Below are 22,855 nucleotides of genomic sequence, written 5' to 3' on the forward strand. Positions count from 1 at the left end.
AGTCGATGAACCCATCCGCCGAAGCCGCAACGTCCGCTACGTCGCCATTCGCCCCTGCCCGCTCGTGGACGACCCGCCGCGATGAAAAGAACCGCCGCCTCGCGGCCATCGCGCCGTGGCTCGAAGACGGTGTGCTGCCCGCGCACCGCATCGTCGATGCGCTCGAAACGCTGATCCAGCCCGGCGAGCGTGTCGTGCTCGAAGGCGACAACCAGAAACAGGCCGACTTCCTGTCGCGCTCGCTCGCGAAGGTCGATCCGCAGAAGCTGCACGACGTGCATCTGCTGATCTCGAGCATCAGTCGTCCTGAACATCTGACGCTGTTCGAGCGCGGCATCGCGCACAAGGTCGATTTTTCGTTCGCGGGACCGCAGAGTCTGCGCGTCGCGCAACTGCTCGAGGACGGTCAGCTCGAAATCGGCGCGATCTATACGTATGTCGAGCTGTACGCGCGTATGTTCGTCGACCTGAGCCCGCACGTCGCGCTGCTGTGCGCGGAAAAAGCCGACCGCCACGGCAATCTCTACACCGGCCCGAATACCGAGGACACGCCGACCATCGCCGAGGCCGCCGCGTTCCGTCACGGCATCGTGATCGTGCAGGTCAACGAGATCGTCGACGAACTGCCGCGCGTCGACATTCCGGGCTCGTGGGTCGACGTGGTCGTGCAGGCGGACCGGCCGTTCGCGGTCGAGCCGCTCTTCACGCGCGATCCGCGCCATATCGGCGATCTCCAGGTGCTGACCGCGATGATGGTGATTCGCGGCATCTACGAGCCGTATGGCGTGACGTCACTCAATCATGGCATCGGCTTCGACACCGCGGCGATCGAACTGCTGTTGCCCACTTACGGCGAATCGCTCGGCCTCAAAGGCAAGATCTGCCGCAACTGGACGCTCAATCCACACCCGACGATGATCCCCGCGATCGAATCAGGCTGGGTCGACAGCATCCATTGCTTCGGCAGCGAGGTCGGCATGGAGGCCTATATCGAGGCGCGTCCCGACGTGTTCTTCACCGGCAACGACGGCAGCCTGCGCTCGAATCGCGTGCTGTGCCAGCTGGCCGGGCAATACGGCGTCGACCTGTTCATCGGCTCGACGCTGCAGATCGATGCGGACGCGAATTCGTCGACGGTCACGCGCGGGCGGCTCGCCGGATTCGGCGGTGCACCGAACATGGGCCACGATCCGCGCGGGCGACGTCATTCGAGCGAGGCGTGGTTGAAGCTGCTCAAGGGCGACGGCGCGGTGTCACGCGGCCAGAAGCTCGTCGTGCAACTCGCGGAGACGTACAAGAAAGGCGGCGAGCCGACCTTCGTCGATGAACTCGACGCGGTCGCGGTCGGCGCGAAAAGCGGCATGCCGATCGCGCCGGTCATGATCTACGGCGACGACGTGAGCCATGTGGTCACCGAGGAAGGCATCGCGCATCTGCACAAGGCCGAGGGCATCGACGAGCGGCGCGCGGCGCTCGCCGCGGTGGCCGGCGTCACGCCGATCGGCCTGCGCGCGAAGCCGGAGAAGAGCGCGGAATTGCGCCGGCGCGGTATCGTCGCCTATCCGGAAGACCTCGGCATCCGGCGTGGCGAAGCGAAGCGCTCGCTGCTCGCGGCGCGCAGCATCGACGATCTGGTCACGTGGTCGGGCGGCCTCTACGCGCCGCCGGCGCGCTTCAGGAGCTGGTGACGATGGCGAACGCTGCCTCGCTCGAATGCGCGGTATTGTCGTCGGCGTCGATTGCGCGCGGCACGTGCGGTGTGTTTTCCGGCGCGCCGCTCGATGCGCTACGTGATGCGCCGTTCGACACTCGCTTCTCCGCCCAGCGCTTCGATGCGCAACTCGCGCGTTGCGCGATCACCGCGCTCGTCGACGAAGCGCGGCTCACGCCGAAGCCCGCGCTGGTCGATCAGCGCGGCAGCGGCGCGCATCGCGACCTCGATCTCGCCATCATGCTGCGCTCGGCGCACGCGCTGGAACCGACTTTCGCGGCGCTCGCGCGCGTGGCGCGTCACCGCGGCGAACCGTCCGCGCTGCTGCGCAGCGAACTCGCGCAGATCGGCCGCGCGGGCGAACAGGACATGATGCGCGCGACCGGCGGCAGCAACGCGCATCGCGGCGCAATCTGGATCGTCGGCTTGCTCGTCGCGGGTGCGGCGCTGGACATGTGTTCGGGCGCGTCCGCGCCTGGGCCAATGATTACGCCAATGATCGCGCCGCCGATCGCGCCCAACTCCACACCATTACCTGGCAATGCCAGGCATCCCGACGCCGTGCGCATCTGCACGCTGGCCGCGCAGATCGCCTGCTTCCCCGACCGCTTCGCCGCGCCCACCGACAGCCACGGCGAACGCGCGCGCCGGCGCTATCGGGTGGGCGGTGCGCGCCGCGAAGCACAGGACGGCTTCCCGCACGTGGTCGACGTCGGCCTGCCCGCGCTGCAGGCGGCGCGCTCGCGCGGCGCCGGCGAGAACGCCGCGCGCGTCGACGCGCTGCTCACCATCATGGCCTCGCTCGACGACACCTGCCTGCTGCATCGCGCGGGACTCGCCGGTTTGCACGCCGGGCAGCGCGGTGCGCAACGCGTGCTCGACACGGGCGGCAGTTCGACACCCGCGGGCCGCAACGCGCTCGACGCGCTCGAACGCGAACTGCTGTCGCTCAACGCGTCACCCGGCGGCGCGGCCGACCTGCTCGCCGCCACCCTCTTTCTCGACATGCTGGCGCCTCGCGACGCCGGCCGGAGCTGAGCCCCATGGAACATCTGACCTTCGACTATCCGGCGCAACGCGCCGTCACGACCCGCGCGCATGTCGGCGTGGTCGGCTCGGGCGATCTCGAAGTGCTGCTCTCGCCCGCCGCTGCCGGCGCAAGCGGCCCGGCGCTCGCCGCGCACGTGGTCGTGCGCACGAGCGTCGACGGCTACGGCCACATCTGGAAGAGCGTGCTCGACCGTTTCTTCACGCGCTACGACGGCGCCGCGCGCATCGAAATCAACGACTTCGGCGCGACGCCCGGCGTGGTCGCGCTGCGGCTCGCGGAAGCGGTCGAAGCCGCCGAAGACGGAGACAGCGTATGAGCACGGCCGCCAATCCTCAACCTGCGGTTCATGCCGCGCCGCTGCTGCGCGACAGCTTCATCGAATTGCCCGCGCGCGAGCGCGCCCGCGCGCTGCTCGATGCGGGCAGCTTCCGCGAACTGCTTGGGCCGTTCGATCGCATCGAGTCGCCGTGGCTGCCGCTGCAAGGCATCGTCTGCCAGGCCGACGACGGCTGCGTGATCGCGCGCGGCACGATCGACGGCGAACCGGCCGTGGTGGCCGCGATCGAATCCGCGTTCCAGGGCGGCAGCATCGGCGAAGTGTCGGGCAGCAAAATCGCCGCGGCGCTCGAGATGGCCCTGCGCGACTGCGAGCGCGGCAAGCGCGTGCGCCCGGTCGTGCTGTTCGAAACCGGCGGCGTGCGCTTGCAGGAAGCGAACCTCGGGCTCGCCGTAATCGCCGAGATTCAGGCGGCGATCGTCGCGCTGCGCCGGCACGTGCCGGTGGTCGGCGTGGTCGCGGGCATGGTCGGCTGCTTCGGCGGCATGTCGCTCGCGGCCGCGCTGTGCTCGTATCTGCTCGTGACGAAGCAGGGCCGGCTCGGCATGAATGGCCCCGAAGTGATCGAGCAGGAAGCCGGTATCGAAGAACTCGACGCGAGCGACCGCCGTCGCGTGTGGCAACTGATCGGCGGCGAGCAGCGCGTCGCCACCGCGCTCGCCGACCGGCTCGTCGACGATGACGCCAACGCGGTGCGCGCCGCGGTGCACGCGGCGTTCGTGCAAGGCGTGCCGGCCGCACACCGCAGCGAGCAGGTCGACACGTTCCTGAGCCTGCTCGCGCAGGTGGATCCCGCAAGCGTCACGCCGCAGAACATGCGCGAGCTTTATCGATCAGGCATTCACGGCGCCGCGAACAAGGAGCAGCCATGAGCGACACCACACCTACCCGCGGCGCGCGCTGGTTCCATGCGCTTGCAGGCCAACCGGCCGGCGCGGCGCCCGTGTGGAGCGGCGATGCGCCACTCGGCGGGGAAACCGCGCGCTTCATCACGGTCGTGCCCGATCCGGCGAACCGCTTTGCGCGCGCGACCAGCAACGTGGTCGGCCTCGAACAGGGCTGGCGGCTCGCGCGCGCGGTGCGCGAAGCGATCGATGCGGATGCAAACGTGAATGCAGGCGCAAATACGGCAGGCAGCACGCGCCGCCCGATCGTCGCGATCGTCGACGTAAAAAGCCAGGCGTACGGCTATCGCGAGGAAATGCTCGGCATTCACCTCGCGTGCGCGGCCGCCGTCGATGCCTATGCGAGCGCGCGCGACGCGGGTCATCCGGTGATCGCGCTGATCGTCGGGCCGGCGATGTCGGGCGCGTTCCTCGCGCACGGCTATCAGGCGAACCGCATCGTCGCGCTCGACGCACCCGGCACGATGGTCCACGCGATGGGCAAGGAAGCGGCCGCGCGCGTCACGCGCCGCACGGTCGAAGCGCTCGACGAACTCGGCGAGACCATCGTGCCGATGTCGTATTCGATGGCGTCGTTCGCGAAGCTCGGGCTGCTCGATCAGTTGATCGAAGGTGTTGATGCCGATGCGCCGGATGCAGCGCAGATCGAGTGCGTACGCGGCGTGCTCATCGAGCAGATCCGTAGCGCGCGCGAAGGCGGACGCACGCTGGCGCATCGGCTCGAATCGGCGGCGGCGCGGCAGAATCGGGCGGCGTCGATCGAAGTGCGGCGGCGGCTCGCCGAACAGTGGGATGCACTGTGATGCGGGTTTGTGCGGCGCCGCCGTTCGAGGCCTCGCGTGTCGCGCCGGGTGCCGCTTCGTCCGCAGGCGGGGCTACGGCTGCGGTTGCGGCTACGGCTGCGGTCGTGGCTGCAAGCAACACGCAGTGGCGCCCGCACGATCTGCTGCGCTTGCAACACCTCCGTTCGTTCGCGGACGAACCGGCATGGGTCCGCGATGCGTTCGCGCGCGCGCCGTATGCAGTCGTCCGGCGCGCGCCGGCGGCCGATGGGTTCGTTGCGATCGGCGTGCGTGGTGCTGGACGTGCACGACGTTATGGTTCCTGGGCGCATGCGGACGACATCGTGAGCGTTGTGTCTCCGGAATCGTTGACGCAGGCGCAGCCGGAAACCGGACGCCGTGCATTGCCGTGTTTCGTTGCGCTTTCAGCGCTGCAAAGCGATGCGGTGGGCTCCCTCACTCGATTCGTCTGGGGGCCGACGGGCAGTGCAGGCTTCGAATTAGCCACGCGGATGCCAACCGTGACCGAAACCAGCGATCTCGATCTGCTGATTCGCGCGCCCGAACGTTTAGCGCAAGACTTTGCGTGCGTCCTGCTCGATCAACTGCAAGCGCTCGCGGCGCATATCGGTATCCGCATCGACACACAACTCGAAACGCCCACAGGCGGCGTGGCGCTCGCCGAATGGGCCGCGGGCAAAGCGCGCGTGCTGGCGCGCGCCGCCAGCGGCCCACAACTGATCGCCGATCCGTGGGCGATCGATGCTCACACCGGCACCGCATGATGCTCGCGCTGCTATTTCCCGGCCAGGGCGCGCAAAGCGAGGGCTTTTTGCATCGGCTGCCACAGCATCGCGCGGTGCAAGAAGTGATCGCGGAAGCATCCGACACGCTTGGCGCCGATGTTTTGACGCTCGACACGCCGGATGCATTGCATTCGACTGTCGCCGTGCAGACTGGCTTGACGATCGCGGGCGTAGCGATAACGCGTGCGCTCGCCGATGAAGGGTTCGCCGCGCAGATCAGCGCGGGCTTGTCGGTCGGCGCCTATGCGGCGGCGGTCAGTTGCGGCGCGCTTCAGTTTCGTGACGCGCTGAAGATGGTGCGGCGGCGCGCCGAGCTGATGGAAGCGGCCTACCCAACGGGTTATGGTCTCGCGGCTATTTCAGGCTTGAGCGAGCATCAGGTGGAAACGCTCGCTGCACAGCATGCTGGCGATGAAAGGCAACGCGTGTATGTCGGCAACGTGAATGCGCCGCGGCAAATCGTGATGGCCGGTGCGGACGAGGCGCTCGACGCCTTCATTGAACGCGCGCTCGCGGCCGGCGCGCGCAAGGCCACGCGGCTCGCGGTTAGCGTTCCTTCGCATTGCGAATTGCTCGCGCACGCGAGCGATGAACTGCTCGCCTATTCTGGCGAGTTGGATTTTCATGCGCCAGGCAGTGTTTATATCGGCAATCGCGGCGGGCGGCCGTTGTATACGGCCGAAGCGATCCGCGAAGACCTTGCGACCAATATGCGTTACACGGTGCGCTGGTTCGATGCGCTCACGGCGATGCAGGAAATGGGCGCAAGCGTGCTGGTCGAAGCGCCGCCGGGGCAGGTGTCGACGGATATCGTGCGGGAGAACTTTTCCGCGGTTGTTGCGCTTGCGGGCGGGGCGTTGTCGTTCGATCAGTTGGTGAATACGGTGCGCCGGCGGTTGGGACGGGATTGACGAATGGCCGCAGCATCGCCATTCCCGCCGCCTGCCCTCACCCTACCCCGGCGCCCTCCCCAACACCTGCGAATCCGGCTGCGCCGGGGCTGACGTCTCGCCACGCCCATGCCCACGCCCCGCCGTCGCCACAGCGCCCGTCCCCCCCGGCCGCCGCACCGACTTCGCATGCCGCTCGATCAACCGCTGCAACAGGCAGAATGCACACAGCAGCGCGCCGATCACGATCCGCGTCCACCACGAGCTGAGCGTACCGTCGAACGTAATCAGCGTCTGGATCGTGCCGAGAATACCGACGCCAAACAGCGAGCCGACCACATAGCCGACGCCGCCCGTCAGCAGCGTGCCGCCGATCACCGTCGCCGCGATTGCGTCGAGCTCCATCCCCTGCCCTTGCAGCCCATAGCCCGATAGCACGTAGAACGTGAACACCGCACCACCGAGCGCCGAACAGAACCCGCTCAATGCATACACACCGATGCGCGTGCGCGCGACCGGCAGCCCCATCAGCAATGCCGAGCGCGGGTTGCCGCCGACCGCGTAAACGTTGCGGCCAAAGCGCGTGAAATGCGCGACGTAGATCGCGGCCGCGAGCGCCGCGAGTGCGATCAGCACGTTCGCCGACACCGAACCGACACCGATGTTCAGACGAAACGCCGAGATCTTCTGGAACGTCGGATCGGTGATCGTGATCGACTGCGTCGTAATCACAAAGCACAGGCCGCGCGCGAAAAACATCCCGGCCAGCGTCACGATGAACGCCTGCAAGCGGAAGAAGTGAATCAGCGCGCCCTGCACCGCGCCGAACACGGTGCCCATCAGGAGCACGATCGGAATGATGATCCACACCGACAGATGCATGTGCTCGGAGAGCACCGCCTCGACGATCGTCGTGAGCGCCACCACCGAGCCCACCGACAGATCGATGCCGCCCGACACGATCACGAACGTCATGCCGATCGCGACGATCAGCAGGAACGCGTTGTCGACGAGCAGATCGAGCAGCACCTGCCACGAGAAGAAGCCGGTGTACATCACCGAGCCGAAGCCGAATAGCGCGCAGAATAGCAGGATCGTCACCGCAATCGGCAGCGTGCGCGGATCGACCACGCGCGCAAGTGCTTCGAGAATTCGTCTCATCGTGCCACCCCGCGTGATTTGACGAGCGACGCGCCGAACGACACCGCGAGCGCGCGCGCCGCCGGCGACTGGATCACGCTGACCGCGAGCACGACCGCCGCCTTGACGACGAGCGTCGCTTCCGGCGGCACGCCGATCGAATACGTCGTGTACGTGAGCGTCTGGATGATGAGCGCGCCGAGCACCGTGCCCGCAAAGCTGAAGCGGCCGCCGAGCAGCGACGTGCCGCCGAGCGTCACCGCGAGAATCGCGTCGAGTTCGAGCAGCAGGCCCGCGTTGTTGCCGTCCGCGCTGCGCACATTCGAGCTGATCAGAATGCCCGCCAGCGCCGCAGTCAAACCCGAGAAGCTGTACACCGCGAATACGATCGCCTTCGAGCGCAACCCGACGAGCCGCGTCGCGACCGGATTCACACCGATCGCGCGAATGAAGAGCCCGAGCGCCGTCCCTTCGACGAACGCGGCCGTCGCCAGCACGGCCACCGCCGCGATCCACACCGAGCACGGCACGCCGAGCCAGTAGCCGCCGCCGACGAACAGATAGCCAGGTGCGCCGATCGGAATGATCTGCCCGGCGGTCAGCAGTTGCGCGATGCCGCGGCCGGCGACCATCAGGATCAGCGTCGCGATGATCGGCTGCATGCCGACGAACGAGACGAGCAGGCCGTTCCACATGCCGCTCAGCACGCCGACCACGAGCGCCGCCGCGAGCGCCTGCGCAACCAGTGCGCCGCTCGGCACGGCTTGCGTCGCGAGTATCGTCGCGGCCGCGGCACCCGCGATCGCAACCACCGCGCCGACCGAAATGTCGATGCCGCGCGTCGCGATCACGAGCGTCATGCCGATCGCGACGAGCACGAGCGGCGCGGCGCGATTGAGAATGTCGATCGGCGCGCCGAACAGATGGCCGTCGAGCATGCGCAGCGCGAGGAAATGCGGATTGACCAGCAGGTTCAGCCCGAACAGCAGGACGAGCGTCACGCAGGGCCACAGCAGCGCGCTCTCGGCCCCGTCGCGCGCCAACCAGTTCGATAGCTTCATTCGCCGCTCCCTGCGATGAGTCGGTAGATGTTGTCCTCGTTCGATGCCTTGCCGGCGACCTCGGCAATCTTGCGCCGGTCGCGCAGCACCGCGACGCGATGGCTCACGCGCAGCACCTCGCTGATCTCCGACGAAATGAACAGGATGGAGAGGCCGTTCGCGCACAGCGCGAGCAGCCGGTCCATGATGTCGAACTTCGCGGCGACGTCGATGCCGCGTGTCGGTTCGTCGAGAATCAGCAGCTTCGGGTCGGTCGCGAGCCAGCGCGCGAGCAGCGCTTTCTGCTGGTTGCCGCCGGATAGCAGCGCGATCGGCTGTTCGGCGTCGGACGCCTTGATGCCGAGCCGCTCGATCCACAGATCGGCCAGCTCGCGCGCGCGTTGCCGGCTGATCTTGCGCCACCAGCCGCGCCGCGCCTGCAACGCGAGCACGATGTTTTCGCGGATCGACAGTTCGGCGATGATGCCTTCCTTCTTGCGGTCTTCCGCGCAATAGCCGATGCCGTGGCGCACCGCGTCGCGCGGCGAGCGCAGCCGCACGGGCCGCCCTTTGACGAGGATCGTGCCGCTGTCCGCGCGGTCCGCGCCGAACAGCAGGCGCGCGGTTTCGGTACGGCCCGAGCCGAGCAGGCCCGCAAGGCCGAGAATCCTGCCGGCCGGCACTTCGAGATCGATCGGCTGCAAGGTGCCGCGCCGGCCGACGCCGCGCAGTTCGACGAACGGCTGCGCGGCCATTGCGTTTGCCTGCTCCTGCTCGCTCGCCGGCAGATCGCCGGCGCCCTGCTCTTCGTGCGCCGCTTCGCGCAGACGCGCGCTCATGCGCTCATGACCGACCATCTTCGCGACCAGTTGATCGGCGGGCAGATCGCGCGCGAGGTACTCGCCTTCGCGTTCGCCGTTGCGCATCACCGTGATGCGGTCGGAAATCGCGTAGGTCTGTTCGATGAAGTGCGTAACGAACAGGATCGCGATGCCCGATTGCTTAAGATGCCGAAGTATTTTGAAAAGCTGTGCGACCTCGCTGTCGTCGAGGCTCGAAGTCGGCTCGTCGAGAATCAGCACGCGCGCGTCGACCGACAACGCGCGCGCGATCGCGACCATCTGCTGCACCGCGATCGGATAGGCGTCGAGTGAGCGCGTGACGTCGAGCGCCACGTCGAGACGCGCAAGCGCTTCCTGGGCGCGCCGCTTGATGTCGGGCCAGTCGATCGCGCCAAAGCGGCGCGGCTGGCGGCCCGCGAAAATGTTCTCCGCGACCGACAGATTCGGGCACAGATTCACTTCCTGATACAGCGTGCGCACGCCGGCCGCCTCGGCTTCCTGCGGCGACGCGAATGCGACCACTTCGCCGCCGAGGCGGATCGTGCCGGCATCGGGCGCGAGCACGCCGGTCAGCACGTTGATCAAGGTGGATTTGCCCGCGCCGTTCTGCCCCATCAGCGTGTGAACCTCGCCGGGGAAAAGACGGAAATCGACGCCTTGCAGCGCCTTGACGCCCGGAAATGTCTTGCTGACGCCGGAGGTCGCCAGAATCGGCTCGCGCGCGCTCGCGGCATCCGGCGCGCGCTTTGTACCGGACTTCGTGCCGGAATCCGGCGAGTCCGGCAAATTCGGTTCGAATGGAGAATGGCTCATGGACCTCGCTCGATCGGCTATGCGTGGTTCGGCTGGCTCCGGCGGCGCGCCCCTTAAAAGAGACCGCCCGCTGCCGAAGCAGCCCGGGCGGTCAGGCACCACTGGAGAAACCTGTTCGATCTGTCCGTGCCGCGCCTCTCCCCCGCGCCGTCAGTGGCGGCGCTTGCGCTCAGGAACGCCACGGCGTTCGCGCGGGGATTGCGCAACATCGCGCGATGGCTATCGCGTCGGTGCGTCAGTATTTACGTGTCGGCAGGGTCTGCGCGGCCACGCTCATCGGGAAGACGGTCTCTTGCGTGAGGATGCGCTTGGGCAACTGCTTGCCGGCCACCACGTCCTTCACGGCCGACATCAGTTGCGGCCCGAGCAGCGGGCTGCACTCGACGTCGACGTTCATCTTGCCCGCGGCCATCGCCTGGAAGCCGCCCTTGGTCGCGTCGAACGACACGACGGTGATGTCCTTGCCCGGATGCATGCCGGCTTCTTCCATCGCCTGGATCGCGCCGAGCGCCATGTCGTCGTTATGCGCATACACGACGTTGATCTTGTTGCCGTACGTCTTGACGAACGCTTCCATGACCTGCTTGCCGCCGGCGAGCGTGAAGTCGCCGCTTTGCGACGCGATGATCTTGAACTTCGGATCGTTCTTGATGACTTCCATCAGACCCGCGTGGCGATCGTTGGCCGGCGCCGAGCCGACCGTGCCCTGCAGCTCGGCGATGTTGATCGGCCCCTTGTCGTTCTTGTAGTGCTCCTCGAGCCAATGGCCGCCGCGCCGTCCTTCTTCGAGGAAATCCGAACCGATCATGGTCACGTAGAGCGACGTGTCCTTCACGTCGATGTTGCGGTCGGTGAGGATCACCGGAATGTTCGCGGCTTTCGCTTCGCGCAGCACCGGCTCCCAGCCCGATTCGACGACCGGCGAGAACGCGATCACGTCGACCTTCTGCGCGATATACGAGCGGATCGCCTTGATCTGGTTTTCCTGCTTCTGCTGCGCGTCGGAGAATTTGAGCTTGATCCCCGCGTCCGCCGCCGCCGATTTCACCGACTCGGTGTTCGCCGTGCGCCATGCGCTTTCCGCGCCGACCTGCGCAAAACCGAGCGTAATCTGCTTGCCCTCGGCATGAGCGCCGGGCGCGGCCAGCGTCAGTGCACCAAGACTCGCGGAAAGCGCGAGCGCGCCCAGAGCGCGAAACGCGGCACGTCGTGTATTCGCCATGACTGTCTCCTGATCGTTGTTGTGTAGGCAATCCAGCGACCCGCCTAGCCCTCACGGTCCCTACGGTGCATGGATCGTGATGTAGCGTACTGTGCGACGCGTTAACCGTCCAATCACATGATTCGCGCCGTTGATATCAATTTTGGTATGGCGCAAGGGTGAGCGGGCGACGGCGCCCGGCCTTATCGCGGGATGACCCAGCGAAACGTCAGATTGATGCGCTCGCCGCTCACGCTCGGCTCCTTCGGCACCCGGTGACGCCACTGCGCCTGGGTGTCGCCCTTCATCACGAGCAGGCTGCCGCCCTTCAACGAAAACGACTGCATGACGCCGGTCCGGTTGTGCCGCAAATCGAACGTGCGCGCGACACCGAGGCTCACCGATGCAATCACCGGCTGGCTGCCGAGTTCGGGCTCGCGGTCCGCGTGCCAGCCCATGCTGTCGGCGCCGCTGCGGTAGCGATTCAGCAGCACGCTGTTAAAACGCGCGCCGCTCGTGGCCTCGGCGGCGGCCTTCAGTTCGGCGACGGCAGGCGTCCACGGTTGCGGCACGTTGCGGATGCCTGAATAAACGTACACCGCCTCCGGCTCGCCCTGCCACGCGGTCAGACGCGGCAGCGCGACACGGCCCGCAGGGGTGCCCATCATGTCCTGACGCCATTGCACCTCGTCGATCAGCCGCGCGAGCAGCAGCGCGGCTTCGGCCGGTGCGAACCAGTCGGGATACCAGTCGACGTCGGGCGTCGGCAGGTCGTTGAAAAGATCCGTCATCGGCATGCCTGAATCTGCTCTGAATGCGAGCGAGCGAATGAATGAAAACCCCGGCTATTATGGCGAGAACGGCGCCCCCCCTCACACCGGTGCCTTGCTCTCTCATTCGACGCGGTACGCTGCGCTCCTCTTTTCATTTTCCTTCACACGGACCACGCTCATGACTCTTTCCGATCAGGCGCTCGATCAGATCTTTCGCGAAGCACGCACACACAACGGCTGGCAGAACAAACCCATCGACGATGCCGTGCTGCGGCAACTCACCGAACTCGTGCTGCTCGGCCCGACCTCGGCCAATTCGAGCCCAGGCCGCTTCGTGTTCGTCAAGACGCCCGAGGGCAAGGAAAAACTGCGCCCGGCGTTGTCGGCGGGCAATCTCGAGAAAACGATGGCCGCGCCAGTCACGGTGATCGTCGGGATGGACATGGCGTTTTACGAGCATCTGCCGAAGCTCTTTCCGCATGCGGACGCGCGCATCTGGTTCGTCGGCAACGACCGCCTGATCGCGGATACGGCGTTTCGCAATTCGACGCTGCAAGGCGGCTACCTGATACTCGCGGCCCGTGCGCTCGGCCTCGATACGGGTCCGATGTCGGGCTTCGATGCGGCCAAAGTCGACGCAGCGTTCTTCGCGGGCACGAGCGTGAAAGCGAATTTCCTGATCAATCTCGGCTATGGGGATCCGTCGAAACTGTTCCCGCGCAGCCCGCGTTTTTCGTTCGACGAAGCGGCGCGGATTGTTTGAATGGGGATGCGCGCCGAAGTGTTTTGAGGCGGTTGCTTTGAAGCGCCTGCTTTGAAGCGTTGTACGCTCTGCGTTGGATAGCGGCCGAGGGCCACGCCTCGCGCATGGTGCGGCGCGCAATGCGCCGCTGCGAGTTCGGTTCGATATCCTGCTGAATTCAGGTCAGCATCGCGATATAAAACACCACCGTGCCGATCAGCGCGCCGACGAAGCAGAAGCCTTCGTCGGCCTCGTCGCCGTTCGAGCGCAGCCATGCGCCGACGACGCCGAACAGTCCCGCGATACCGAGCGCAACGGCCACCATCACCACGTAGAACAGTGCGTCCTTGCCTAGCTGGGAGAAGTCGATATTGCGTACGCCGACGTATAGCGCGATCGCCATCAGCGAGATGCCGACGAGCGGCAGCATGACATGACTTCCCTCGTGCCCGACGCGATGCGCATGATGATGTTGCGCGTCCTGCGCGTGATGGAACTCGTGGCCCGATTTGAGCAGCTTCATGGTGCGCCTCCCCCTCGCCTGATCTCTTTCCCGGCGGCAGAACCACTGGTGACCGAACCAAACGCTCCACTCGGCAAGCCTTCGCGTGACCTTGCAATGCCGCTGCGATGGTCCGGAGACAAACAGATCTGTTTCAAGCATAGTCCACGCGCGAATACAATTCAAAGCCCATTTAATTAGCTTGCATAGGCATTTAAATGCACTGCGTGCAGCCATGCGAATGGCCGTCGGGCATTTATCGCGCCCGGGTCTGCGCACGCCATGAAGCACCGTCGGACACACATGCCGCTCGGCGCAGGCGTATGGATTCGCATGGATTTCGTGGCCTCAGCAAGGGTCCGAACATGCCGGTAGAATGACTCGCCGCGTTCGTGAAGCTCGTGCATGCCTCGCCCGCAATCCGATTGCCGCCGCGCCTCCACCGATTTCGCCGAGGCCGGCCACCCGCCCCTTCGGCCCCCTCCCGCCCTGACCCTCTCTATGCGCCGTTCATCGTTTCTTGTTCGCCTGATCCTGATTGGCATCCTGCTGCATATCTACGTCGGCTTGCGCCTGATTCCCGACATGCCCGTCGGCACGACCGCCCGCTGGCTGTGCGTGCTGTGGCTCGTGGCTTCGATCTTCCTGATCCCGCTCGGCATGATGGCGCGCGGCATCAAGCGCCAACCGCTCGGCGACCGGCTCGCATGGGTCGGCCTGCCCGCAATGGGCTTCTTTTCGTCGTTGCTGGTGCTGACGTTCGCGCGCGACCTCGTGCTCGCGTCGCTGCTCACCATCGATGCGATCTGGCCGCACACGCTTGCGATCGCGCACTGGCGCACCGGCTCGGCGGCAGCGGTGCCGTTGCTTGCGTTGCTCTCGACGCTTGTCGGCTTCTTCAACGCGCGCCGTCGTGCGCGCGTGGTGACGATCGAAGTGCCGATCGACGATCTGCCGGCCGCGCTCGAGGGCTTCACGATCGTGCAGATCAGCGACATCCACGTCGGTCCGACGATCAAAGGCCGTTACGTCGACGCAATCGTCGACGCGGTGAACCGGCTCAAGCCCGATCTGATTGCGGTGACCGGCGACGTGGTGGACGGCAGCGTGCCGCAACTGAGCCAGCATACGCAGCCGCTCTCGCGACTCACCGCGCGGCATGGCGCGTTTCTCGTGACCGGTAATCACGAGTACTACTCCGGCGCAAATTCGTGGATCGACGAATTCCGCCGCCTCGGCTTGCAGGTTCTGCTCAACGAGCATGTCGTCGTCGATCACGATGGAGCGCGCGCCGTGATTGCCGGCGTCACCGACTACTCCGCGGGCCATCATGACCCGGCGCATCGCAGCGATCCGGTTGCGGCGCTCGCCGGCGCACCGGGCGACGTGCTCATCAGGGTGCTGCTCGCTCATCAGCCGCGCTCCGCCGAAGCCGCCGCGGCGGCCGGCTTTACGCTGCAGCTCTCGGGCCACACGCACGGCGGCCAGTTCTTCCCGTGGAATTTCTTCGTGCGATTCCAGCAGCCGTTCACAGCCGGCCTCGCGCGTTTGGGCGGACTGTGGGTGTACACAAGCCGCGGCACCGGCTATTGGGGACCGCCGAAGCGGCTTGGCGCGCCCTCCGAAATCACGCGTTTGCGGCTCGTACCCGGCGAGCCGGATTAAATCGGGCTGATCGGTAACGGAGAGAAAAGAGCGCGCTGGTGAGTTGATGGATGAGTCGATGGATCGCGCAACGCTCATCGCTCCGGGTCGCGTAGGAACCTGCAAATGGATGCGATAGAAAGCCAGTTAGAAGCAAAACGTAATTCGCGCGGCGCGCCTTATTCTCAAGCACTCGAACGGCGATCTTCCAGGGAGTGCCATCAATATTCGGAGTCACAACTAATCCTGCGATCGATCCACAACGCCGCGGCGAATGCCCTCTTCGAACCCATTGCGCAGCGCCCCGCCGGGCCTATGCATCGATTCGATCGCGGCTTGACTAAACTTCGCACAGCCGCCTAAAATTCGCCCAACTCATTTAACCGGAACCACGATCTTGGACAGTAGCAGTAGTACTAGCCGAGCTTCGATTCGCCCGATCGCCTGATCGGCGGGATTTCCGCGTCAGTCTTTTCTGTCGCCGTCCTGCCCTCCGGCACGACGGCGCGCGTCGCTCTCCTTTCGCCCACGTTCCCGTATTGCCAGTGAAGCGCAGCATGGTTCGATGCCATGCCGATGCTGCACATGTCCAGTACAGCGAGCTTGTGTTCGCGTGCTTCGTCACGCGTGAGCACTGTCGTCCCCGTCACAGACGACGATGGACGACGCAGCGCTGTCACGCGTAGGCTTCACACTGCGGCAACAAACGTGGCAACGCACGCGCCGACCCAGGCGCCAACCTTTCTGAACGATGACACTCGAATTCTTTCTGCGGCTTCTTACCGCGTTCTCCTGCGGCGTCGCAATCGGCCTCGAACGGCAGATGCGGCAGCGCAATGCCGGGCTGCGCACGATCACGCTGGTCGCGAGCGGCTCGTGCCTGTTCGTCACGCTCGGCGTGTTGACCGGCAACGGCGTAAGCGGCATCACGCAGATCGCCGCGTATGTGGTGTCCGGCGTCGGCTTTCTCGGCGGCGGGGTCATCATGCGCGACAAGGGCTCGATCCAGGGGATCAACACCGCGGCCACGCTCTGGTGCTCGGCGGCGGTGGGCGTATTGAGCGGCGCGGGACATTACGGGCCCGCGCTCGCGGGTACCGTGATCGTGCTGCTGACCAATACGGTGCTGCGCGAAGTGAGCCGGATGATCAACTCGACACCGGTTGCAAACGCCGACCTCGTGCGTGTGTACATGCTGACGATCGTCTGCCGCGAGGCCGACGAGATCCACATTCGCACCGCGATCTCCAACTCCATGTATTCGGCACCGCTGTCGTTCCAGAGCCTCACGAGCGAAGACGTCGAGGACGAACCAGGGCGTATTCGCGTGACGGCGACGCTCACGATGCATCCGAAGGATCAGTCGAAGCTCGAACAGATGGCGAGCCGCCTCAGCATGGAAAAAAGCGTGTCCAGCGTCAGCTGGACGGCCAGAGAAGCGGAGCCGACGCCCGAGTGACCCGCATCGCGTCAATCCCCTTTATTGGCGTGCATCGTCTACACTTAGCTTGCAGCAAGTTTAGACAACGTTAATTCCGTGTCCTGAAAATGGACTGTCCCATCACCTTCGACTAAGCTCTATCACCGTGATTTTTTCACACTCAACCATGGAGTCTCGAATATGGAACACGGCATCATTGCATGGCTCATCATCGGCGCGATTGCGGGCTGGCTCGCGGGCGTGCTGGTTAAAGGCGGCGGCTTCGGTCTGATCGTCGACATCATCGTCGGGATCGTCGGCGCGTTCATCGGCGGGTGGCTCGCCGGTGTGCTGCACATCTCGCTCGGCGGCGGCTGGTTCGGCTCGATCATCACCGCAGTGATCGGCGCGGTCATCCTGCTGTTCATCATCCGGCTCATCCGACGAGGTTCCTGAGCACGCCATCTGATGTCATGAAGCGCCAGCGGCGAAAGCCGGCTGGCGCTTTTTCTTTTGTAGGCGCGTTTTTTTGCGCCGGCAAAGCGACGCTGCAAAAATCAGGCGGGCAACATCGAACCCGTGTCGCGCAACCGCATATGCCATGCGAACGCCTGGTCGAGGCGATGCGGCGTCTGCCCTCCCCACCGCAATGCATCCCGGTAGTAGTCACGCAGCAGATCGCGATACAGCGGATGCACGCAATGCTCGATGATCAGCTGCGCGCGTTCGCGGGGCGCAAGGCCGCGCAGATCGGCGAGGCCCTGCTCGGTGACGACCACGTCCACGTCGTGTTCGTTGTGATCGCAGTGCGGCACCATCGGTACGATGCTCGAAATGCGGCCGTCCTTTGCGATCGACTTGGTCGCGAAGATCGCGCACGACGCGTTGCGCGCGAAGTCGCCCGAGCCGCCGATGCCGTTCATCATGTGCGTGCCGCCCACATGCGTCGAATTCACGTTACCGTAGATGTCGAACTCGAGCGCGGTGTTGAGCGCAATCAGGCCGAGCCGGCGAATCACCTCAGGATGATTGCTGACTTCCTGCGGACGCAGCACAAGCCGGTCGCGATAACGTTCGAGTTCGCCGAACACCTGCGCCTGCCGCGCGGAAGACAACGTAATCGACGCGCCGGAAGCAAACGTGACCTTGCCGGCATCCATCAGATCGAACGTCGAGTCCTGTAGGACTTCAGAATAAATTTCGCAGGTATCGAATGGCGAATCGACAAAGCCCGCCAGCACCGCGTTGGCGATCGTGCCGATGCCCGCCTGCAACGGCGGCAAATGCTTCGGCATGCGGCCGTGCGATACCTCGTGCTGGAAGAATTCGATCAGATGAGCCGCAATCAAGGCGGTTTCGCGATCCGCCGGCAGTACCGTGGATGGGCTATCGGCAACCTCGGTGATGACGATCGCCGCGATCTTCTCTGGCGGGATCCCGATGGCCGGCATGCCGACTCGGTCCTGCACACGCACGATCGGCAACGGCTCGCGGTTCGGCCTGCGGCCCGGAATCCAGATGTCGTGCAGGCCCTCGAGCGCGAGCGGCTGCGCGAGATTGATCTCGACGATGACCTTCTCCGCGAGAATCGCGAAGCTCGCTGAATTGCCGACCGACGTGGTCGGCACTATGCCGCCGGTCTCTGTGATCGCGACGGCTTCGATGATCGCGACGTCGAGCTTGCCGAGCTGATTCGCACGCAGCATTTCGACGGTTTCGGACAGATGCTGGTCGACGAACATCACTTCGCCGCGATTGATTGCGTCGCGCAAAGTCCTGTCCACCTGAAACGGCAAACGACGCGCGAGCACGTGCGCCTCGGTAAGCATCCGATCGACGTCATGACCGAGCGATGCGCCCGTCATTAGCGTGATACGCAGCGGCCGGTCTTCCTGACGCGCACGCTCGGCAAGCGCGACCGGCACGGCCTTCGCGTCGCCCGCGCGCGTAAAGCCGCTCGCGCCGACGCGCATGCCGTCCTGAATCAGGAGCGCCGCCTCGGCGGCCGTAGTGATTTTTCCGCGCAGCTCGGCGCAGCGAATCCGGTCTTCGTACATGAAACGGGGTCTCTCCATAGTCGCCAGCTCCGTCTGCGGGTGCCCACGTCTGCGGTGTGCTTCGCTCAATAGCCGGTTGCTGCACCTGTCGCGGCGTCTCGATCGGACGGCGTCGCGAGCAGGTGTTTCGTCGCGTGCAAGATGCGTGCGACAGGTGTTGCGCGTCATCTGCGCATTACAGGAAGTACGCGCGGCGCGGTTCAGCTGCCGAAGTAGATGTTGCAAAAGCTCATCGGGCCGACGCACTCTTCGGCTTTGGTCTTCGGTACATCAGCGCCGTCTTTCCCGGCGACGTTGCTGGCGCGTGAGACGCGCGAGGTATTGGCTTGCGCAACCTGTTGTTCCTGCCCGGTCGGTGCGGTTTGCGCATAAGCGGCAGCGGCGGACAAAGAGCAGACAATCAGGAACATCTTCAACACTTTCATTTCGTTCTCCAGAACTTACGATGACTGCGATGCAGCAGTGAAACTATATGACTGCCACCTACGCGGATAAACGGTCCTGGCCGGAAGGGATCTTTCCATCTGACGGAAGGATCGATACGCATTGGTCAACGCGGAGCGAACGGCGCATCTTTGTCGAGCAAAGCGGTACGAATGAAGTGCAAACAGCTCAGAATACGTTGCAAATCCGAACGCCTGCCGCAGTCCGTATGCACCGTTCGCAGCATGTCCTGCGCAAGCCACGTAGCCGAACGCACCGAGATGAGTGCACGTTCGAGTGCAGGAGCACCAGGTCGTTCGAAGAGTTGCGCGAGATCGCTGCAGGTACGTTCGACGGCGCTGCGCCAGCGCGGCTGAAGGATATTCGTATAAGCAGCGCGCTCCGCTTCGTTACGCAGATCGATCACAGCGTGGCCCACTTCGAGCGTAACGAGCATCCAGCGCAATGCATCGCGCCGGCGCCGCGAGCGCCGTGCCAACAACATGCGTAGTTGCGAAATCAGATCGTGCGTACTCGACTGGAACCGCTGGTTGAGCCCCGGCAATTCGTCCTTGCACGCGGATACGGCTTGCGCTCGCAGGTCGCCCATGATCCGCCCGATAAGCCAGCGCATATCGGCGGGAAAGAGCACCGCGAAGACGATTGCCGCCAGCAGCATCGAAGCGGTAAGCGCTATGCCGTTATTGACGAGCAGGTCCGGCGCGTAACTGACGACGTTGTCCGGTCCGGCAAGCAGACAAAAAAACACCGAAAAACCAATGCCATACCCCGCCGCGCCCTTTCGCGTTGCGATGAACGCGCCCAGCGCAAGCACCGGCGCAAGTGCAATGCACAGCAACGGGAAGCCGTCGATGTTCGGATACAGATAGCACATGAAGACGTAGCCGGTCATCGTCGCGATCACTGCGCCGAGCGCCATCTGTAGCGCCATTTTCGTAGGGTTCGGCGCGGTGGAAGTCAACGCGCAAACCAGCGTCGCGCCGATCACAGCCAGGCCGCCGCTTGGCCAGTTGGTCTCCATCCAGAACGAAACAACGATTGCGATGACCACAGATGAACGCAGGAACGCGAACAGGACGACGAAGTTGTTTGTTCTACCCGGATGGCTGTTTATGTGGCGTCGCTCGGTTTTTCCCATTTTTTCCCGCCTGTTTTCTGGCTTCCCCCCAGATAGCGATATATAGGTATCCAAATAATTTACCCATTCGCCGACGAAGCGGTACAGCAATTCCGCAGACGTATCGAAGTCCGCGAGAGATTCGGCAGACGTGACTTCCAATGGTCGTTTCGTTTCGCGCACACGCTGTGACAGGCTCGCCTGAAAGAAGCGCAGGTTTTCCGCTACGCGTGATGCGTCGAAGCCAACCATGGGTTCTCGCGCCAACAGAACCGCGAGTTCGTCGAAATACGGTCCGATCGCAACCAGTACCGATGCGGAACTGCTGGTACGCAGGCGCTTGATCAACTGATGCAGCGCGTGCAGACGTGCACATGTATCCATGAATTCGCTGTTCAAACGGGCGAAATGCTGGCTGCGCGAACGCATCGCCGGATCCTCGAACGCGACAAAGCTGCGAGTCGCTTCGAAGCTGACGATTTCATCGATAAGGTCCGCGAAACGCCGCTCAAACTGATTGCGAGCAAGCCCGCGTGCGAGCACGTCGACGGCGAACGCTGTAAAATTCGCATAACGGATCTGAAGCGTACGTCGCAGTGCGAAGCTCGAGCGCTGCGGCAGGATCAGCGCACTGACCGAACTCGAACATACGATGCCGACCACTACCTCTGCCGCGCGCGTGAGCGCCGCCAGAAATAGTCCTTGTGGTGCCATCACATTCGGAATGCCGATCAGCGCGGCGGTGTAACCCGCGAGCACGAAGCCGTACCACCTGAAATGCCGATACCGGACTGCCGCAGCAATACAGGCGCTCACCCACACGATCATGCCGAGCATGTACAACTCGGGCTGCTGGACGAACAAGCCTCCGAGCACGAGTGCGGCCACGCTCCCCACGGCTGTGCCGAGAATCCGGTAAAAGCTTTTCGCGAGGACCATCCCGCTGAATGGTTGCATCAGCACGAATACGGTGGTCATCGCAATGCGTGGCTGCGGCAAATCGAGCAGCATGGCAATGCCCAGCGCCAGCAAACCCGCGGTAACGGTTTTCAGCAGATGCAACCAGATCAGACCGTGGCTACTCACCCAATCTCGCACAGCCTGAGTGAACGTCGGCCGGTTGGGCCATTGCCACATGACGCCGCGCGGCCGGAAGGAATCCATCGCCGGTTTGATCGCATGATTGCGTTTCATCTGAAAACAGTGCGCCCCGGTTGGTCGCTGAAAGATGCACCGGCGGGAACCGCGCACACCGGCAGGCAAGGCGCCGATTGTAGAAGCCTGCGATGTGCGCATTAAGGCGGTGGACAGGGAACGTCCCTTCCAGAACGGACAACAATATGTTTTCGTGACAGGCGGACAATATGGTCTCTGTCATAAGGTAGAAGGTTGGATGGACACGCTACAAAATATGCGAGTGTTCGTGCGCGTGGTTGAAGCCGGTAGCTTTACCGCCGCCGCGCAGTCGCTCAATTCAACGACCGGAGCGATGTCTCGCGCGGTTTCGGAGCTGGAAGCGCACCTGCGCACGCGGTTGCTGAATCGCTCGACGCGGCGACTCGCGCTGACTACTGCGGGCGAGCGCTATCTGAAGCGATCGCAGCAGATACTCGCGGATGTCGATATCGCTGAAGAGGAAGCCAGTTGCGCGCATGAGCACCCGACAGGCGCGTTGCGCATGCATAGTTTCGCGAGCATTGCCCAGCACTACCTCCTGCCAGCCATTTCGCGCTATCGCACGCTGTATCCTGAGGTGACCGTCGAGCTGACGTTATCGCAGCGCATGCCCGACCTGTTCGAAGGCAGTGCCGATGTCGCCGTGATCGGCGCTGCGACACTGCCGAATTCGGATCTCGTGTCGTTTCCGCTGGGGACGACTTTCAGCATCCTCTGCGCATCACCGGCTTATGTGCGCATGCACGGCGCACCGCAAAAACCAGGCGACCTCGCGCATCACGAATGCCTGATCCTGCATACGCCGGCGTTTGCGCCGCACGAATGGATACTCGATGGTCCGAACGGCAGCGAACTGATGGAAGTGGATGGTCCCGTGCACGTGAATATCGCCGAGTCGTTGATTGTGGCGATCCGCGAAGGAATGGGCATAGGTATGGTGCCTCTTTACGCGGCCATTTCCGGTTTGCGCGATGGCACGCTAGTACGCGTGTTGCCGGAATATACGCTGCAAAGGACGAACGTTTATGCGCTATATCCGTCACGCAAGTTCATCGACGCAAAAACGCGGACGTGGGTCGAATTCCTGCGCATGCATCTGCCTGAAGTGATTGCGCGCGATGAAGCGTTGCTTGCTGGAATTGGGATGGGGGCTGCTTCAGTGCCCGCTGAAGCTGGTGGTAGCTGAGAGGTTGCCACGTAGCGGCTTCGTGGCCGGCGCTGGTATGAGCACGCCGTGTGTGTGTTCATACTGCCGGTCAGCGATTTCTGCAATGGTCGACGGAAATTCTCCGGCTGCGGTTTTGACGCCCGATCTGCGCTGATCTTCGCAGGGGCGGCGTAAACGCCAGAACCCCGGTTCTCGTGTCGAGAGACCGGGGTTCAGTCGATGCAGCATGAGGAGCCTGACGATGACCTACTTTCACACGGGCAATCCGCACTATCATCGGCGTGGAGTCGTTTC

Annotated in this window: 21 protein-coding genes; 12 read left to right on the forward strand and 9 right to left on the reverse strand. The window is 64.3% G+C overall.

Annotated features, from left to right (window positions below; all coding sequences use genetic code 11):
- Window positions 1-5 precede the first annotated feature (5 nt).
- The 7 genes from mdcA to mdcH are packed head-to-tail and all read left to right on the forward strand — an operon-like array spanning window position 6 to window position 6,503.
- Window positions 6-1,688, forward strand: a complete 1,683-nt coding sequence (gene mdcA / locus B9Z01_RS28620; RefSeq protein WP_085488924.1) for a malonate decarboxylase subunit alpha — start codon at window positions 6-8, stop codon at window positions 1,686-1,688.
- Window positions 1,689-1,690: 2 nt separating this feature from the next.
- Complete coding sequence (locus tag B9Z01_RS28625) at window positions 1,691-2,749, forward strand: triphosphoribosyl-dephospho-CoA synthase (protein ID WP_085488925.1); 1,059 nt, start codon at window positions 1,691-1,693, stop codon at window positions 2,747-2,749.
- 5 nt (window positions 2,750-2,754) lie between these two features.
- Entirely contained in the window at window positions 2,755-3,078 is a 324-nt protein-coding gene (locus tag B9Z01_RS28630) for a malonate decarboxylase subunit delta (RefSeq protein ID WP_085488926.1), read from the forward strand.
- On the forward strand, window positions 3,075-3,971 hold the full coding sequence (locus B9Z01_RS28635) for a biotin-independent malonate decarboxylase subunit beta (protein ID WP_085488927.1): 897 nt from the start codon (window positions 3,075-3,077) through the stop codon (window positions 3,969-3,971). The genes B9Z01_RS28630 and B9Z01_RS28635 overlap by 4 nt, the downstream gene beginning before the upstream one ends.
- Window positions 3,968-4,807, forward strand: a complete 840-nt coding sequence (mdcE, locus tag B9Z01_RS28640; protein ID WP_085488928.1) for a biotin-independent malonate decarboxylase subunit gamma — start codon at window positions 3,968-3,970, stop codon at window positions 4,805-4,807. Before B9Z01_RS28635 ends, mdcE begins: the two co-directional genes overlap by 4 nt.
- On the forward strand, window positions 4,807-5,571 hold the full coding sequence (locus tag B9Z01_RS28645) for a malonate decarboxylase holo-ACP synthase (RefSeq protein ID WP_085488929.1): 765 nt from the start codon (window positions 4,807-4,809) through the stop codon (window positions 5,569-5,571). The genes mdcE and B9Z01_RS28645 overlap by 1 nt, the downstream gene beginning before the upstream one ends.
- A complete protein-coding gene (gene mdcH / locus B9Z01_RS28650; RefSeq protein WP_085488955.1) occupies window positions 5,571-6,503 on the forward strand; it encodes a malonate decarboxylase subunit epsilon in 933 nt (310 codons plus the stop codon). The genes B9Z01_RS28645 and mdcH overlap by 1 nt, the downstream gene beginning before the upstream one ends.
- A gap of 42 nt (window positions 6,504-6,545) precedes the next feature.
- Here mdcH and yjfF read toward each other — a convergent pair whose 3' ends face one another.
- The 5 genes from yjfF to B9Z01_RS28675 form a co-directional block, all read right to left on the reverse strand.
- Window positions 6,546-7,643 carry a galactofuranose ABC transporter, permease protein YjfF gene (yjfF, locus tag B9Z01_RS28655; RefSeq protein WP_085488930.1) on the reverse strand — a complete coding sequence of 366 codons (1,098 nt, stop codon included), beginning with the start codon at window positions 7,641-7,643 and terminating at the stop codon, window positions 6,546-6,548.
- Entirely contained in the window at window positions 7,640-8,683 is a 1,044-nt protein-coding gene (locus tag B9Z01_RS28660; RefSeq protein WP_085488931.1) for an ABC transporter permease, read from the reverse strand. Before B9Z01_RS28660 ends, yjfF begins: the two co-directional genes overlap by 4 nt.
- Window positions 8,680-10,317, reverse strand: a complete 1,638-nt coding sequence (locus tag B9Z01_RS28665) for a sugar ABC transporter ATP-binding protein (protein ID WP_085488932.1) — start codon at window positions 10,315-10,317, stop codon at window positions 8,680-8,682. The genes B9Z01_RS28660 and B9Z01_RS28665 overlap by 4 nt, the downstream gene beginning before the upstream one ends.
- Before the next feature lie 235 nt (window positions 10,318-10,552).
- Window positions 10,553-11,539, reverse strand: coding sequence for an ABC transporter substrate-binding protein (locus B9Z01_RS28670; RefSeq protein ID WP_085488933.1), 987 nt, complete (start codon window positions 11,537-11,539; stop codon window positions 10,553-10,555).
- 182 nt (window positions 11,540-11,721) lie between these two features.
- On the reverse strand, window positions 11,722-12,309 hold the full coding sequence (locus tag B9Z01_RS28675) for an alpha-ketoglutarate-dependent dioxygenase AlkB family protein (RefSeq protein WP_085488934.1): 588 nt from the start codon (window positions 12,307-12,309) through the stop codon (window positions 11,722-11,724).
- A 160-nt stretch (window positions 12,310-12,469) separates the two neighbouring features.
- Between B9Z01_RS28675 and B9Z01_RS28680 the strand changes: the two genes are divergently transcribed.
- Window positions 12,470-13,054: a malonic semialdehyde reductase gene (locus tag B9Z01_RS28680; protein WP_085488935.1), complete on the forward strand. Its 585-nt coding sequence runs from the start codon at window positions 12,470-12,472 to the stop codon at window positions 13,052-13,054.
- A gap of 157 nt (window positions 13,055-13,211) precedes the next feature.
- On the opposite strand, the gene B9Z01_RS28685 is transcribed toward B9Z01_RS28680, so the two are convergent.
- A complete protein-coding gene (locus B9Z01_RS28685) occupies window positions 13,212-13,556 on the reverse strand; it encodes a hypothetical protein (protein ID WP_085488936.1) in 345 nt (114 codons plus the stop codon).
- A gap of 480 nt (window positions 13,557-14,036) precedes the next feature.
- On the opposite strand from B9Z01_RS28685, the gene B9Z01_RS28690 reads away from it, so the two are divergent.
- The 3 genes from B9Z01_RS28690 (at window position 14,037) to B9Z01_RS28705 (ending at window position 17,055) form a co-directional block, all read left to right on the forward strand.
- On the forward strand, window positions 14,037-15,200 hold the full coding sequence (locus B9Z01_RS28690; protein WP_085488937.1) for a metallophosphoesterase: 1,164 nt from the start codon (window positions 14,037-14,039) through the stop codon (window positions 15,198-15,200).
- 730 nt (window positions 15,201-15,930) lie between these two features.
- Window positions 15,931-16,638, forward strand: a complete 708-nt coding sequence (locus B9Z01_RS28700) for an MgtC/SapB family protein (RefSeq protein ID WP_085488939.1) — start codon at window positions 15,931-15,933, stop codon at window positions 16,636-16,638.
- Between the two features lie 162 nt (window positions 16,639-16,800).
- Entirely contained in the window at window positions 16,801-17,055 is a 255-nt protein-coding gene (locus B9Z01_RS28705) for a GlsB/YeaQ/YmgE family stress response membrane protein (protein ID WP_085488940.1), read from the forward strand.
- A gap of 101 nt (window positions 17,056-17,156) precedes the next feature.
- On the opposite strand, the gene B9Z01_RS28710 is transcribed toward B9Z01_RS28705, so the two are convergent.
- From B9Z01_RS28710 to B9Z01_RS28720, 3 genes are all read right to left on the reverse strand, one after another.
- Window positions 17,157-18,656 carry an acetyl-CoA hydrolase/transferase family protein gene (locus B9Z01_RS28710; RefSeq protein ID WP_085488941.1) on the reverse strand — a complete coding sequence of 500 codons (1,500 nt, stop codon included), beginning with the start codon at window positions 18,654-18,656 and terminating at the stop codon, window positions 17,157-17,159.
- Between the two features lie 200 nt (window positions 18,657-18,856).
- Window positions 18,857-19,081 (reverse strand): hypothetical protein, encoded by a 225-nt coding sequence (locus tag B9Z01_RS28715; protein ID WP_085488942.1) that lies wholly within the window; start codon window positions 19,079-19,081, stop codon window positions 18,857-18,859.
- A 125-nt stretch (window positions 19,082-19,206) separates the two neighbouring features.
- A complete protein-coding gene (locus tag B9Z01_RS28720; protein WP_085488943.1) occupies window positions 19,207-21,411 on the reverse strand; it encodes an FUSC family protein in 2,205 nt (734 codons plus the stop codon).
- A gap of 199 nt (window positions 21,412-21,610) precedes the next feature.
- Here B9Z01_RS28720 and B9Z01_RS28725 point away from each other — a divergent pair, with 199 nt between their 5' ends.
- Entirely contained in the window at window positions 21,611-22,579 is a 969-nt protein-coding gene (locus tag B9Z01_RS28725) for a LysR family transcriptional regulator (RefSeq protein WP_085488944.1), read from the forward strand.
- The last annotated feature ends 276 nt before the right edge of the window (window positions 22,580-22,855 follow it).

This window comes from Paraburkholderia susongensis (assembly GCF_900177725.1).
Classification (GTDB): Bacteria; Pseudomonadota; Gammaproteobacteria; order Burkholderiales; family Burkholderiaceae; genus Paraburkholderia; species Paraburkholderia susongensis.

What these genes read in the sequence shown, in the direction of transcription:
- mdcA (WP_085488924.1), top strand. Translation starts at nt 6, where the DNA reads ATGAACCCATCCGCCGAAGCCGCAACGTCCGCTACGTCGCCATTCGCC.
- B9Z01_RS28625 (WP_085488925.1), top strand. Translation starts at nt 1,691, where the DNA reads ATGGCGAACGCTGCCTCGCTCGAATGCGCGGTATTGTCGTCGGCGTCG.
- B9Z01_RS28630 (WP_085488926.1), top strand. Translation starts at nt 2,755, where the DNA reads ATGGAACATCTGACCTTCGACTATCCGGCGCAACGCGCCGTCACGACC.
- B9Z01_RS28635 (WP_085488927.1), top strand. Translation starts at nt 3,075, where the DNA reads ATGAGCACGGCCGCCAATCCTCAACCTGCGGTTCATGCCGCGCCGCTG.
- mdcE (WP_085488928.1), top strand. Translation starts at nt 3,968, where the DNA reads ATGAGCGACACCACACCTACCCGCGGCGCGCGCTGGTTCCATGCGCTT.
- B9Z01_RS28645 (WP_085488929.1), top strand. Translation starts at nt 4,807, where the DNA reads ATGCGGGTTTGTGCGGCGCCGCCGTTCGAGGCCTCGCGTGTCGCGCCG.
- mdcH (WP_085488955.1), top strand. Translation starts at nt 5,571, where the DNA reads ATGCTCGCGCTGCTATTTCCCGGCCAGGGCGCGCAAAGCGAGGGCTTT.
- yjfF (WP_085488930.1), bottom strand. Translation starts at nt 7,643, where the DNA reads ATGAGACGAATTCTCGAAGCACTTGCGCGCGTGGTCGATCCGCGCACG.
- B9Z01_RS28660 (WP_085488931.1), bottom strand. Translation starts at nt 8,683, where the DNA reads ATGAAGCTATCGAACTGGTTGGCGCGCGACGGGGCCGAGAGCGCGCTG.
- B9Z01_RS28665 (WP_085488932.1), bottom strand. Translation starts at nt 10,317, where the DNA reads ATGAGCCATTCTCCATTCGAACCGAATTTGCCGGACTCGCCGGATTCC.
- B9Z01_RS28670 (WP_085488933.1), bottom strand. Translation starts at nt 11,539, where the DNA reads ATGGCGAATACACGACGTGCCGCGTTTCGCGCTCTGGGCGCGCTCGCG.
- B9Z01_RS28675 (WP_085488934.1), bottom strand. Translation starts at nt 12,309, where the DNA reads ATGACGGATCTTTTCAACGACCTGCCGACGCCCGACGTCGACTGGTAT.
- B9Z01_RS28680 (WP_085488935.1), top strand. Translation starts at nt 12,470, where the DNA reads ATGACTCTTTCCGATCAGGCGCTCGATCAGATCTTTCGCGAAGCACGC.
- B9Z01_RS28685 (WP_085488936.1), bottom strand. Translation starts at nt 13,556, where the DNA reads ATGAAGCTGCTCAAATCGGGCCACGAGTTCCATCACGCGCAGGACGCG.
- B9Z01_RS28690 (WP_085488937.1), top strand. Translation starts at nt 14,037, where the DNA reads ATGCGCCGTTCATCGTTTCTTGTTCGCCTGATCCTGATTGGCATCCTG.
- B9Z01_RS28700 (WP_085488939.1), top strand. Translation starts at nt 15,931, where the DNA reads ATGACACTCGAATTCTTTCTGCGGCTTCTTACCGCGTTCTCCTGCGGC.
- B9Z01_RS28705 (WP_085488940.1), top strand. Translation starts at nt 16,801, where the DNA reads ATGGAACACGGCATCATTGCATGGCTCATCATCGGCGCGATTGCGGGC.
- B9Z01_RS28710 (WP_085488941.1), bottom strand. Translation starts at nt 18,656, where the DNA reads ATGTACGAAGACCGGATTCGCTGCGCCGAGCTGCGCGGAAAAATCACT.
- B9Z01_RS28715 (WP_085488942.1), bottom strand. Translation starts at nt 19,081, where the DNA reads ATGAAAGTGTTGAAGATGTTCCTGATTGTCTGCTCTTTGTCCGCCGCT.
- B9Z01_RS28720 (WP_085488943.1), bottom strand. Translation starts at nt 21,411, where the DNA reads ATGAAACGCAATCATGCGATCAAACCGGCGATGGATTCCTTCCGGCCG.
- B9Z01_RS28725 (WP_085488944.1), top strand. Translation starts at nt 21,611, where the DNA reads ATGGACACGCTACAAAATATGCGAGTGTTCGTGCGCGTGGTTGAAGCC.